14 protein-coding genes are annotated in these 11728 nt (G+C 74.6%); 8 read left to right on the top strand and 6 right to left on the bottom strand.

Translation table 11 applies throughout. The features are described from left to right. From HMPREF3099_RS02110 to HMPREF3099_RS02090, 5 genes are all read left to right on the top strand, one after another. Positions 1–370: 5'-methylthioadenosine/S-adenosylhomocysteine nucleosidase (locus HMPREF3099_RS02110; RefSeq protein WP_141761940.1), on the top strand; the 370-nt coding region annotated here is incomplete at its 5' end. A 69-nt stretch (positions 371–439) separates the two neighbouring features. Further along, complete coding sequence (locus HMPREF3099_RS12255) at positions 440–763, top strand: hypothetical protein (protein ID WP_070703540.1); 324 nt, start codon at positions 440–442, stop codon at positions 761–763. Positions 764–1045: 282 nt separating this feature from the next. Then, entirely contained in the window at positions 1046–1294 is a 249-nt protein-coding gene (locus HMPREF3099_RS02100; RefSeq protein WP_141494347.1) for a hypothetical protein, read from the top strand. Positions 1295–1352: 58 nt separating this feature from the next. Then, the gene (locus tag HMPREF3099_RS02095; protein WP_101849644.1) at positions 1353–2063 is read left to right on the top strand and encodes an alpha/beta fold hydrolase; all 711 of its coding nucleotides are present in this window, start codon (positions 1353–1355) and stop codon (positions 2061–2063) included. Then, a complete protein-coding gene (locus HMPREF3099_RS02090; RefSeq protein WP_070703537.1) occupies positions 2060–2746 on the top strand; it encodes a PAQR family membrane homeostasis protein TrhA in 687 nt (228 codons plus the stop codon). Before HMPREF3099_RS02095 ends, HMPREF3099_RS02090 begins: the two co-directional genes overlap by 4 nt. A gap of 39 nt (positions 2747–2785) precedes the next feature. Here HMPREF3099_RS02090 and HMPREF3099_RS02085 read toward each other — a convergent pair whose 3' ends face one another. Genes HMPREF3099_RS02085 through HMPREF3099_RS02070 form a run of 4 tightly spaced genes read right to left on the bottom strand, consistent with a single transcriptional unit; the run spans position 2786 to position 6711 of the window. Beyond that, on the bottom strand, positions 2786–3451 hold the full coding sequence (locus tag HMPREF3099_RS02085) for a lytic transglycosylase domain-containing protein (RefSeq protein WP_070703536.1): 666 nt from the start codon (positions 3449–3451) through the stop codon (positions 2786–2788). A 35-nt stretch (positions 3452–3486) separates the two neighbouring features. Further along, positions 3487–6123, bottom strand: coding sequence for an excinuclease ABC subunit UvrA (locus HMPREF3099_RS02080; RefSeq protein ID WP_070703535.1), 2637 nt, complete (start codon positions 6121–6123; stop codon positions 3487–3489). Positions 6124–6158: 35 nt separating this feature from the next. Next, positions 6159–6485 carry a type II toxin-antitoxin system PemK/MazF family toxin gene (locus tag HMPREF3099_RS02075; RefSeq protein ID WP_269149650.1) on the bottom strand — a complete coding sequence of 109 codons (327 nt, stop codon included), beginning with the start codon at positions 6483–6485 and terminating at the stop codon, positions 6159–6161. Then, on the bottom strand, positions 6478–6711 hold the full coding sequence (locus tag HMPREF3099_RS02070; RefSeq protein WP_070703542.1) for a ribbon-helix-helix domain-containing protein: 234 nt from the start codon (positions 6709–6711) through the stop codon (positions 6478–6480). The genes HMPREF3099_RS02075 and HMPREF3099_RS02070 overlap by 8 nt, the downstream gene beginning before the upstream one ends. A gap of 183 nt (positions 6712–6894) precedes the next feature. Here HMPREF3099_RS02070 and HMPREF3099_RS02065 point away from each other — a divergent pair, with 183 nt between their 5' ends. Both HMPREF3099_RS02065 and HMPREF3099_RS13345 read left to right on the top strand, forming a co-directional pair. Further along, positions 6895–8190 carry an MFS transporter gene (locus tag HMPREF3099_RS02065; protein ID WP_331250694.1) on the top strand — a complete coding sequence of 432 codons (1296 nt, stop codon included), beginning with the start codon at positions 6895–6897 and terminating at the stop codon, positions 8188–8190. A gap of 444 nt (positions 8191–8634) precedes the next feature. Then, positions 8635–9231: a polysaccharide deacetylase family protein gene (locus HMPREF3099_RS13345; RefSeq protein WP_237769706.1), complete on the top strand. Its 597-nt coding sequence runs from the start codon at positions 8635–8637 to the stop codon at positions 9229–9231. A 102-nt stretch (positions 9232–9333) separates the two neighbouring features. Here HMPREF3099_RS13345 and HMPREF3099_RS02055 read toward each other — a convergent pair whose 3' ends face one another. Further along, positions 9334–9723: a thiol-disulfide oxidoreductase DCC family protein gene (locus tag HMPREF3099_RS02055; RefSeq protein WP_070703532.1), complete on the bottom strand. Its 390-nt coding sequence runs from the start codon at positions 9721–9723 to the stop codon at positions 9334–9336. Positions 9724–9998: 275 nt separating this feature from the next. Here HMPREF3099_RS02055 and HMPREF3099_RS13225 point away from each other — a divergent pair, with 275 nt between their 5' ends. Further along, positions 9999–10325: a snapalysin family zinc-dependent metalloprotease gene (locus tag HMPREF3099_RS13225; protein WP_070703531.1), complete on the top strand. Its 327-nt coding sequence runs from the start codon at positions 9999–10001 to the stop codon at positions 10323–10325. 84 nt (positions 10326–10409) lie between these two features. Here HMPREF3099_RS13225 and HMPREF3099_RS02045 read toward each other — a convergent pair whose 3' ends face one another. Then, complete coding sequence (locus HMPREF3099_RS02045; protein ID WP_070703530.1) at positions 10410–11579, bottom strand: metallophosphoesterase family protein; 1170 nt, start codon at positions 11577–11579, stop codon at positions 10410–10412. Positions 11580–11728 lie beyond the last annotated feature (149 nt).

The raw sequence follows: 11728 nt of genomic DNA, 5'->3' as shown, positions 1-11728 counted from the left end.
CGGCGAGCTCCTCGGCGAGCCGCTGGCCTGGTCGGCCGACGACCGGCTGCGCGCCGCTTGCGAACGGGCCGCTCGCGCCATCGCCGAGGACGCCGCGGTCCACACCGGGCGGGTGGCCTCGGGCGACCAGTTCGTCGCCAGCGGGGCCGCGCGCGCCCGCATCCACGAGGTGTTCGGCGCCCTGGCCGCCGAGATGGAGGGTGCCGCCACCGCCCAGGCCTGCGCACGCATGGGGCTGCCCTGGGCCGTGGTGCGCAGCATCAGCGACAGCGCCGACGAGGGAGCGGTGGAGGACTTCCCGGCGTTCCTGGAGATGGCCGCCCGCCGCGGGGAGGCGCTGGTGCGGCAGGTGGTGCGCGAGCTGGCCTGAGGTCCGCTGCCCGGCAGCCGCGGGTGTCGCCCCGACCTGACCCGCCTGGTTGCGCCGCTACGGTGACCCATGACCTGGAAGCAGCGCGCCAGGCGTGCCCTCGACCACCCCGTGGCCGGCATCCCGGCGCGCGCCGCCTTCACCGCCCTGGCCACCGCCCAGCTCGCCCGGGCCGCCCGGCACGACCGCCGCACCGTCGGGCTGCCCACCCCCGAGCAGCGAGCCGACACCGCCGAGCACGTCACCATCGCCGTGAAGACCTTCATGCGGCCCGCCACCTGCCGCCGCTTCATCCGCTCCGCGCGGACGTGGTGCCTCTGCCGTTCAACTCCGGGGTCCCCGTGGGGCGCAACCTCGCCCTCTCGATGGTGGACACCGAGTTCACGCTGGTGACCGACGACGACCACGTCTTCACCGCCGCCACGCAGATCCACCGGGCCGTGGAGTACCTGCGGGCCACGCCGGAGGTCGACATCGTGGGCCTGGCGCTGGTGGGGCTGCCCCAGAACGAGGCCGGTGACCTGCGCTACCCGCGCATGGTGGAGGGGACCCTCCCGCCGCTGCGCGAGGACGACGAGGCGCTCAACGGCCTGCCGGTGCGTCTCATGGTGGCCCAGAACTACGTGACCCGCACCGAGTCGCTGCGCCGCATCGGGTGGGACGAGGGGGGTGCGCATGACCGACCACAAGGACTTCTTCCACCGGGCCTCCGGGCGGCTGGTCACCGTGATCGACATGGGGTCCGGCAGCTACCACGTGCGCACGCCCTTCAAGAAGGACTACATGAGCTACCGCGACGCCGTGGCGGACGACGGTGCCTACCTGACCCGCAAGTGGGCGGCCGTGGTCGCGGGGGAGATCCCCTCGGACACCACCTGCTACGGCGGGAGCTCCGCCGAGCGGCGCGCGGCCCGCGGCGTCTGATCCCGCGGGGCCGGAGGGGTTCCGCGGCCAGCAGGACGGCCCGGGTAGCGTGGCGCGGGTGAGCGACGACCTGCCTGAACTGCCCGACGTGACCGTCCCGGACGACCTCTCCGGCCTCGAGGAGGCCACGCCCGGCCCCACCCCGCTGGCCCTGGTGCACGGGCTGGGCTCCAACCCCATCGACTGGCAGGACGTCGTGAGCCGGGTGGGGGCCTCGCGCCCCATGGCCGCGCCGTGGGTGGACGCGCTCAAGCCCAACCGCCCGGCGGGCCCGCTGGACCTCTCCGCCTGCGCCTCGGCCGTGCTCTACACCGGCGACGTCATGACCTGGCGCCAGTTCGACCTGGTGGGGCAGGACGTGGGCGGCATGGTGGGTGCCACGCTGGCGGCCGAGCACCCGGAGAAGGTGCGTCGACTGGTGCTCTCGGGCGTCTTCGTCTCGATGCCGAAGATGGCCGTGCGCATGCAGAAGCTCGCCCTGCAGGCCCAGACCCGCAACGCGCTCGTGGCCCAGGGCATCGACCGCCAACGCACCCTGCAGACCCTGGACACCCTCGCCGGGCTGGACCTCACCGAGACCCTGCGGGCCGTGCAGCAGCCCACCCTCGTGCTCGTGGGCGCCGGTGACCGCGCGGGGAGGGCGATGGCCCGCCAGGTGGCCGAGCTGCTGCCCGACGGCCGCGTGCAGGAGATCCCGGGCGCCGGCCGCCGCCCCGCGCTGGAGGCCCCCGAGGCCTACGCCGACGCGGTGGTGGAGTTCACCGCGTGAGGAGCGGCCCCCTCCCGGAGCGCAGCAAGGACGGCTCGGTCCACGTCACCGACGAGCGGGTCAACACCCTCTCCCACCTGGTGGGCTCCTGCTTCGCGCTGCTCGGTGGCGCGGTGCTCGTCACGCAGGCCGCCACCACCGGTGACCCCTGGCGCATCGTCGGTGCCGGCGTCTACTCCGCCACCCTGCTCCTGCTGTTCGTGGCCAGCACCCTGCACCACGGTCTCGACCTGGGGGAACGGGGCGACACCGTGCTGCGCACCCTGGACTACACGGCCGTGTTCGCCCTCATCGCCGGGACGGTGACGCCGTTGGTGCTGGTGGACGTGCGCACGCCGCTGGGGTGGGCGGTGCTGGGCACGGTGTGGGCGATCGCCGTGGGCGGCATCGTGCTGCGCGCGGTGAACCCCCGGCTGCCCAAGGAGGTCACCAACACGCTCTACATCGTGCTGGGGTGGATGCCGGTGGCCCTGGTGGCCGGGGACGTCACCCTCCCGGCCGGCATGTTGGCGCTGCTGGCCGCCGGCGGGGTGGTCTACTCCCTCGGCTTCGTCGTGTTCATCCTCGAACGGCCCAACCCGTGGCCAGGGGTGGTGGGTTTCCACGAGATCTGGCACGTGCTGGTGGTGCTGGCCGCGGCCCTGCACTGGGCGATGGTGGCGGCGTACGTGGTGCCCGCCTGAGGCAGGCCGGCGCGCGGCACGGGCGTGGGCGTGGCGCGCTCAGCGGCCGTAGCGGTCGGCCCAGGTGAGCACCTCGTCCACGTACTGGCCGGAGTTGTTGTACCGCTTGATGGCGGCGCGCAGCGTGGTGTCGTCCTGGAGGTCGCGCTCCTGGTTGCCGCAGATGAGCCGCGCCGCGGCCAGTGAGGCGTCGTAGATGTTCTGCGGGTCCTTCTGGCCGTCGCCGTTGCCGTCCTGCCCCAGCTCGGACCACGTGAGCGGGATGAACTGCATGGGTCCCACGGCGCGGTCGTACTCGGCGTCACCGTCCAGCTCGCCGCCGTCGGTGTCGCCGTGGCCGGTCACGTTGCCGCCGGCGCCGGAGCCGTCGAGCCGCGCTCCGAAGATGGGTGGGTCGGCGCGGCCGGTGTCGTCGAGCTTGCCGCCGTTGGCGTGCTTGGACTCCACCCGCCCGATGCCGGCCAGCACCTGCCAGTCGAGGTCATGGCACGGGCGGTCGAACTCCTCGGCGCCCTTCGCGGCCTTCTGGTAGGCGTCGAGGGCGGTCGGCGGGATGTCGTCGGCCCGCTCGTTGGCCGGGTTGAGCGTGGCCACGAGCCAGGCCAGCACGATGCCGCCCAGCACCACCAGGGCGGTCCAGACACGGCGGTCCGACCGGCCAGGGCGGCGGGCCGGGCGGCGTCGTCTGGCGCGGGGCGCGGACATGGGACTCCTGGGACGGGGTGAGGGGCGGGCGCAGCCTACCCAGCCGGGCTGGATGCGATGACCCGTCCGCCCTCGGAACCGGCGCCGGGCCCCATCTCCACCAGGTGGTCGGCGGTGCCCAGGGCCACTGGGTCGTGCTCGGCCAGCACCACGGTGTGCCCGGCATCGGCCAGGGTGTGCAGTTGGCGCAGCAGGCGGTGCGTGTCCGCCGGGTGGAGACCGGTGGTGGGCTCGTCGAAGAGGTACAGGGTGGGCTGGCGGCGGCGGGTGCGCAGCTCGGTGGCCAGCTTGATGCGCTGCGCCTCGCCGCCGGACAGCTCGGTGGCCGGGTGCCCCAGGCGCAGGTAGCCCAGACCGAGGGTGGCCAGCGCCTCCACGGTGCGCCGCACGGGGGCCTCGTCGGCGAAGACGGTGCGCGCCTCGTCCACGGTGAGGTCCAGCACCTCGGCGATGGTGAGCCCGTTCCAGCGCACCTCGAGGGTCTCGTCGTCATAGCGGGCGCCGTGGCAGTCCGGGCAGATCGAGTACGTGCCGGGCATGAAGAGCAGCTCCACCGAGACCGAGCCCTGGCCCTCGCAGGTGGGGCAGCGGCCGGGAGCGGTGTTGAAGCTGAACCGGCCGGCGCCGAAGCCGCACTCCTTGGCCTCGGGGGTGGCGGCGAAGAGGCTGCGCACCCGGTCGAAGGCACCGGTGTAGGTGGCCAGGGTGGAGCGCGGCGAGCGGCCGATGGGCTTCTGCGTGATGCGCACCAGGCGCCCGGGCACCTCGGCGGGGTCCCCGTCATCGACCCCAGGAGTGGCCCCTCCAACGGTTCCGCCAGTGTGTTGAGTCGTCGACTCCCGGGGTCCGATGGCGCTCACGACCCCGACGAGCGACGACTCACCGGGCGTGCCAGGGGTGGCGGGCGCGTCGTCCGCGGGGGCGTCGGTGTCGTCGGCCTCGGTGGCGACCTCCTCGGCGTGGGCGCGCACCGCCTCGGCGATGCCGTCCAGCAGCGAGCTCTTGCCGGAGCCGGAGACGCCGGTCACCACGGTGACGGCCCCCATCGGCAGGTCCACGTCCGCGCCGGCCACGGTGTGGCGGTGGATGCCGTGCACTCGCAGCCACCCGGTGGCCGCCCGGGGCCCGCTCTCGCGGACCTCCTCGGGGTGCACGGGGCGCTCCAGGTACCGCCCGGTGAGCGATGCGGACACCCCCGGCAACTCATCGACCGGCCCCGAGTGCAGCACGAGCCCGCCGTCCTGACCGGCGCCCGGCCCCACGTCCACCACGTGGTCGCAGGCCGCCACCACGGCCATGTCGTGCTCCACCACCAGCACCGTGTTGCCGTCCTCCACCAGGCGCCGCAGCACGCGCAGGAGAGCCTCGGCGTCGCGCGGGTGCAGGCCGGCCGAGGGCTCGTCGAGCACGTAGACCACACCGAACAGCCCGGTGTGCAGCAGGGTGCCCAGGCGCAGCCGCTGCATCTCGCCGGGGGAGAGGGTGGGGCTGCGGCGGTCCAGGGAGAGGTGGCCCAGGCCCAGCTCCAGCAGCACGGCGGTGCGAGCCACGAGATCCGTCAGGAGGGCCCGCTCGGCGGCCTCCTGCGCGGTGGGTGCGGCGGGGGGCGGGACGTCGGGCGAGGTGGCGTCCCCGGCCGGCGCGTCCGCATCGGGCAGGACGGCCAGGCGGGCGCGGGCCAGGCGGTCCACCTCGGTGACCGGCAGCGCGCTGAGCCCGACGATGCCGTGGCCCTGCCAGGTGACCTGCTGCGCGTCGGGACGCAGGCCGGCGCCGCCGCAGGTGGGGCACGGGCGGGACTCCACGAAGCGCAGCGCCCGGGCCCGCTGGGTGGCCGACTTCGTCTCGGCGAGGGTGCGCATCAGGTAGCGGCGGGCGGAGGAGAACTGGCCGGAGTACGGCCGCTGGATGCGCTCGGGGTCTCGCTCGGGCACCACCTGCACCACTGGCTGCTCGTCGGTGAACAGGATCCAGTCCCGGCTCTCCTGCGGCAGGGTGCGCCACGGCACCGTGACGTCGTACCCGAGCGTCGCGGTGATGTCGCGGTAGTTCTTGCCCTGCCAGGCGCCCGGCCACGCGGCGATCGCGCCCTCGGCGATGGAGAGGTCCGGGTCCGGCACCATCGAGGACTCGGTGGGCTCGTGCACCACGCCCAGTCCCGAGCACTCTGGGCAGGCGCCGGTGGCCGTGTTGGTGCTGAACGCGTCCGAGTAGAGCGTCTCGGCGCCCTCGGGGTAGGTGCCGCAGCGGCTGTACAGCATCCGCACGATGCTGCCGGTCTGGCTGACCGTGGCCACGGTGGAGCGCGAGGAGGTACCGCTGCTCGTGGCCTGCTGGCCCAGCGCGACCGCCGGCGGCAGACCGGTGATGCTGCGGACCTGCGGGTCGAGCGCGCCGTGGATGAGGCGCCGCGCGAAGGGGGCGACGGTCTCCAGGTAGCGGCGCTGGGCCTCGGCGTGGATCGTGCCGAAGGCCAGGGAGCTCTTGCCCGAGCCGGAGACGCCGGTGACGGCCACCAGGCGGTTGCGCGGGATGGTGACCGACACGTCGCGCAGGTTGTGCAGGTGCGCGCCGGTGACGGTGATGTGCGTGGCGTCGGTGGGGGTGGACGGGCTCGCGGCGGCGGGCTGGCTCGGGGGCTGGGCGAGGGAGTCAGTGGCACCGGACGTCATCGGGCCAGTGTCGCAGCCAGGCGGGGAGGCGGGGCTCAGCCGCCCAGCACGGGCAGGTCGAGGTCGAAGGCGCGCACCATGGCCACCGCCAGGTCGCGCTCCTGCCGGGGGTGCAGCCACCCGACCACACGCCCCAGGGAGGCGGTCGGCACGGTGACGACGTTGTCCAGCGAGGCCGCGCACTCGGCGTCGAGGCCGTTGGTCGGGCCCAGGGGGACCTCGCTGGAGAGGCCCTTGACGGTGCGGGTCACCGGAACAACGGTCACCTTCGTCAGGGCGGGGCGGGCCGCGTCGCGAGTCAGCACGAGGACAGGGCGGGTCTTGTCGAGTTGGGCGAGGCGGATCTCGCGCACGTCAGTCACCCACGGACACGTGGCCGACGGTCCAGGCCACGAGGTCGTCCAGGTCGTCCTCGGCGCCTCTGGTCCGGAGCACCTCGGCGTCGTGCAGGGCTGCCAGGTGGCGCAGGTGACGCTCCAGGGCGGAGGAGACCAGCTCGGCCCGGCTGGCTGCCGTGCCGTCGCTCACGAGACGGTCGAGGGAGGCGACGAGTTCGTCGGGCAGGCGCACGGCGATCTGGGTGCTCATGGCCACAGGGTAGCGCGGCGCATCCCGCGATGGGATGCAGCGCGTGGTGTCGAGGTCGAGGTGGAGCGGAGTGCCCGGTACGCGGGGCTCCGCTCCACGGCGAGCCGGCGGTCGGTGACCGGCGGGCGCCGGACCCCCGAAAAACCCGCGCCACCCGGCCGCAGGCCCGCCTACCCTTGCGCCGTGCCCCTCACCACCCCACCCGCAGCGCCCGCACCCGGACCGGTGACCCGCGCCGCGGACTGGTTCCTCCCGCCGCGCATGGGGCGCACCTTCCGCTGGCTGGTGGGTGGCGCCTACGCGGCCAACCTGGCCGACGGCATCATCCTGGCCGCCGCCCCGCTGCTGCTGGCCACGCTCACCGACTCCGCCCTGCTCATCGCCGCCGCGCCGATGCTCAACCGCCTGCCCTGGCTGCTCCTGGGCCTGGGCGCTGGGGCGGTGGCCGACCGGGTGGACCGCCGCCGCATGACCATGGCCGGCGACCTCGCCCGCGTGGTGGTGCTGACCCTGCTGGTGACCGCGCTGGTCACGGGCCACGCCAGTATCGGCGTGGTGCTCACGGTCTCGCTGCTGCTGGGCGTCTGCGAGGTGGTCACCGACTCGGCCTCCATGACCCTGCTGCCCTCGGTGGTGGACCGCCGGGACCTCACCACCGGCAACGCGCGCATGATGTCGGCCAACCTCGTGGCCAACCAGATGCTGGGCCCCGCCGTGGGTGCCGGCCTGTTCGCCCTGGGTAGCGCGTGGGCGTTCAGCTCCTCGGCGCTGCTGCTCCTGCTGGCCGCCGCCGCCGTGAGCCGGATGGTGCTGCCCGCGCGCGAGACCGCGCCCGACCCCGGCACGCCCACGGGGCTGCGGGGCCTGCACGCCGACGTGGTGGCCGGCCTGGCGTGGCTCAAGGACGCCCCCGCCGTGCGCACGCTCGTGCTCACCATCCTCACGTTCAACGTCACCTGGGCGATGGGGTGGGGCGTGCTGGTGGTCTGGTCGCACGAGCGGCTCGGGCTGGGGGCCGTCGGGTTCGGCCTGCTCAACACCGCCTCCGCGGTGGGCGGGGTGGTGGCCGTGCTGGCCTACGACCGCATCGCCGCCCGGTGGTCGCTGGCCTCGGTGATGAGGGTGTGCCTGGCCCTCGAGGTGCTCTGGCACCTCACCCTGGCCACCACCACCTCGGCGCCGGTGGGCTATGCGGCCATGTTCGTGTTCGGCCTGTACGGCTTCGTGTGGGCCTCCACCTCGTCGGCCGTGCGGCAGCGCGCCACCCCGGACCACATGATGGGGCGCATGAGCGCCATCAACCTGGTGGGCCTCACCGGGGGCATGGTCATCGGCATGCCCATCGGAGGTCTGCTGGCCGACGCGTTCGGCATCACCGCACCGTTCTGGGTGGGCTTCGCGGGGTCGGGCCTCACGCTGGTGCTCATCTGGCGGTCGCTGGCGCACATCGCGCACGCCGAGGAGCCCGCGGCGGCCTGACCCCACGCCGGCGGAGGCGCCGGCCCCTCGGCCTGGTCTAACCTGCCTGCGGGGGGTGTAGGGATGACCTGGGGACCGCACAGCACGCCGCGTCGGTCGGTGCTCGCTGGACTGGCCGCGATGGGGCTGACGTCCTGCAGCGTGCCCGACCCGCGGAGCCTCGAGCCGGCGCCGTCCGCGCAGCCGAACGGCGCGAAGGCCCCGCCTCTCCCGACGCGGTCCGCGCCGGTGTCCCCGTCCTCGCCGGTCACCACGACATCGACCCCCGCCGCACCGGAGCCCGCGCGCGAGTCCGCGCCGGAGCTCTCGTCCGAGCCGCCCGGGAGCTCACGCCACCGCGGCGCCGTCGAGGAGGAGTTCGCCGGGCGCCGTCCGCGGCACTGGGGCTCGGCGGTGCCTGGCGTGGTCACCCGGGGGAGTGCCCTCGCACGCTCCCGCCGCCGGGTGGCGCTCACCCTGGACGCCTGCGGGGGTGGGGCGGGTGCGGGGTACGACCGGGCGCTCATCGAGGTGCTGCGGGACCTGCGCGTGCCGGCCACGCTCTTCCTCAACGCGCGGTGGGTGCGGGCCAACCCGAGCACCACGCGGGACCTCGCCCGCGACCCGTTGTTCTCCCTGCAGAGCCACGGATGGCGCCACGTGCCACTGTCGGTGACGGGGCGGCACGCGTACGGCATCCGCGGCACCGGCAGCGTCCGCGAGGCGCACGCCGAGCTGACCCGGGGCATCCCGGTGCTGCAGCGCCACACCGGTCGGCCGGTGCGCTGGTTCCGCCCCGGGACGGCGCACTGCGACGAGGTGGCCTCGGCCATGGCCGCACACGTGGGCACGCCGGTGGTCGGCTTCAGCGTCAACGGCGACGGCGGCGCCACCTTCTCTGCCGAGCAGGTGGCGCGGGCCGTCGGTTCGGCAGGGCCGGGGGACATCGTCATCGCCCACATGAACCACCCGGAGTCCGGCACCGCCGCCGGTCATGCCCGTGCGCTGCCCGAGCTGCTCGGCCGGGGCCTGGTGTTCAGCCACCTCGACGACATGGTGTGACGCGCCGCCGCGCGGCGGGGGCTGGCCGCGGACGGGCCTGCTGGGGGTGAGCGGTGTGGGCCCTGAGGCACGCTGGGGCGCTGCCTGCCGTCCTGGTTCCGGTCAGGCGTGCGGCGGGGGAGGCAGGGCGCACGCCGTGGTGCCGCCCGGCAGCTGGTGGCGGTGGTCGGCCACCCACCGGTAGGTCGCCGGAGCCACCCACGCCACCGGGGGAGCGGCCAGGACCACCCCGGCCGCGTGGAGGAGTGCGCCCCGGAGGGTGGTGCGCTCGGCGGTGCGCAGGGCCGCCGCCACGGCCGGTGCGCCGAACAGCACGCGGCCGGCATCGTCCACGAAGGGGATCTCCCGGTGCGCGCGCCGTGCATCGATGCCGTGCTCCGCCAGGCGCGCGTCCGTCATCGGGGCCACCACGCAGGTGACGGGCCAGCCGGCCAGCAGGAGGGCGGCGCGGGTGCAGAAGCCGCAGTCGGGGTCGTACAGCAGGGTGCTCACGGGATCCAGTGTGCCCGGGGCCGCGTGCGCGCCCGCCCGGCCAGCCCCGGCCCCGCTCTCTCGAGGCGTGCCCTCGCCCTGCAGAAGCCCGCCTGTGGTCCAGAGGTACGCACTCTCGGGCGTACCTCTGGACCACAGGCGGACCTCTGCGGCGCCCGCGCATCCTGACGAACTCGTGCGGGTGCGCGGGCAGCGCGCTTGACCGCCGCTGTCACCGTGACCTGCCTGGCCGCCGGCCCCGCCTCGGCCGCCCCGGCCCCGAGGGCACTGACGCGGTGACCGCCGAGGTGGAGATCACCGACAACGACGGCGCCGCCCCCACCTACGACCAGCTCATCGACAGTGGCGCCGAGATCTGGAACTCCGCCGTGAGCTCCATCCACCTGGTCGATGCCGGCGACGGCGCCCAGGCGATGCTCACCGACACCGAGGGCGACGACCCCAACGGCTCGTGGGCCCGCACCTGGGGCTTCGGCGAGGGCGAGGTCTTCATCGACCACGCCCAGGCCCAGGAGTACGACGCCCAGCCCAACGCGCAGGAGATCGCCCAGGTGGAGGCCAACGCCGGCGCCGGGTGCCTCTTCGACGGCCTGGGTCGCTGAGGAGGGGCACCGACCGAGCCGACGGCGCCCCGCCCACCACACCGGTGGGCGGGGCGCCGTCGCGTACCTCGGTGCGCGGACGCCTCAGCGCACGTACGGCGGCAGCGGGCGCGGGGTGCTCGGCTGGTAGCCCTCGCTGAGGTCGATGCCGTAGTCGGCGGCGAAGAGCGCACGGCTGGTGTAGAGCTCGTCGCTGCCCTCGGTGAGGGTGAACACGCGGGCGCCGCGCAGGCGGTGGTCCTGCGCCCCGCCCAGGCCGTAGGCGCCGAAGCCGGTGCCCGGCCCGTAGCCCAGGCGGATGCCGAAGTAGTCGCCCTCGTAGGTGTTGACGTGGTCGTGCCCCACGTACAGCCCGCGCACGTCGCCGCGGAACAGCATCGCGTTGAACAGGCCGGAGTTGAACGGTCCGGGGCACTCGTCCTCGTTGCGCTCACCGGTGATGCGGTGCTTGGCCACGGCGCGGGCGTGGTCGGCCGGCGTGCGGCTGTCCACGCTGTCCCACCACATGAAGCGGTGCTCCCACAGGGCGATGTGCTGGAAGGCCAGGCCGGGGACGGGGCGGCCGGTGGCGCGCTCCAGCTGGGCGGAGGTGTGGGCGTACCAGTCCACCTGGTCGAAGCGCAGCCAGTCCCAGTCGGGATAGCCCTCGAAGTCCTGGCCGGCGATCTCGTCCGGGGCGTAGCGGCCGGAGTCCAGCAGCCACACGGCGGCGGCCGCGCGGCCACCCTTGGAGCCACGGATGGGCAGCACCATGTTGCCGGTGCCGGTGATGCCGCGGGCACCCTCGCCGTTGACGTTGTGGCGGTAGCGGCGCACGAACTCCAGGATGCGGCGCTCGGTCATGCCCGTGCGCTCGGCGGAGTCCTCGTCGTGGTTGCCCATGGTGACCGCCCACGCGATGCCGCGCTCCTCCATCGGCATGACGACGTTGTTGAGCGCCTGGCGCACCTGGGTGGCGCTGTCCATGTCGCCGGTCACCACGTCGCCGTTGATGACCACGAGGTCGGGGCGCACGTCGTCCAGGACCGCGGCCTGCAGCTGCAGGGTGCGGCGGTCGGTGGTGTGGGTGTCCTGGGTGTCGTTGAACTGCACCACCGTGAAGCGGCCGTCGCGGCGGAAGCGCAGGTGCGTGCGCTCGATGCCGCCGCGCACCGGGGTGGCGTGCGCGGGGGAGGCGGCGGCGGTGGCGGCTGCGCCGGCGGCTCCGAGGCCGGCGCCGCGCAGCAGGGAACGGCGGTCGATGGGGGAGGTCATGAGGGGCCTTTCGTCCGGGAGTGGGGGGCGGGCGCGCGCACCGTAGGAGGCCCCGGTGGCCGGTGCGTCGATGCCGGGTGGCCGGGCGGTGGCGCCGAACCGAACGGCCGGCGAACAGGCCGGGGGTGGTCGCCGGTGGGGGAGCGGCG

Source organism: Kytococcus sp. HMSC28H12, from assembly GCF_001816045.1.
Classification (GTDB): domain Bacteria; phylum Actinomycetota; class Actinomycetes; order Actinomycetales; family Dermatophilaceae; genus Kytococcus; species Kytococcus schroeteri.
Note: the sequence above shows the minus strand (reverse complement) of the source record. Positions and strands in the feature narration are given on the sequence as shown.

Coding starts and splice junctions, on each gene's coding strand:
- HMPREF3099_RS12255 (WP_070703540.1), top strand. CDS start 440: ATGACCTGGAAGCAGCGCGCCAGGCGTGCCCTCGACCACCCCGTGGCC.
- HMPREF3099_RS02100 (WP_141494347.1), top strand. CDS start 1,046: ATGACCGACCACAAGGACTTCTTCCACCGGGCCTCCGGGCGGCTGGTC.
- HMPREF3099_RS02085 (WP_070703536.1), bottom strand. CDS start 3,451: ATGTCCGCGCCCCGCGCCAGACGACGCCGCCCGGCCCGCCGCCCTGGC.
- HMPREF3099_RS02080 (WP_070703535.1), bottom strand. CDS start 6,123: ATGACGTCCGGTGCCACTGACTCCCTCGCCCAGCCCCCGAGCCAGCCC.
- HMPREF3099_RS02070 (WP_070703542.1), bottom strand. CDS start 6,711: ATGAGCACCCAGATCGCCGTGCGCCTGCCCGACGAACTCGTCGCCTCC.
- HMPREF3099_RS02045 (WP_070703530.1), bottom strand. CDS start 11,579: ATGACCTCCCCCATCGACCGCCGTTCCCTGCTGCGCGGCGCCGGCCTC.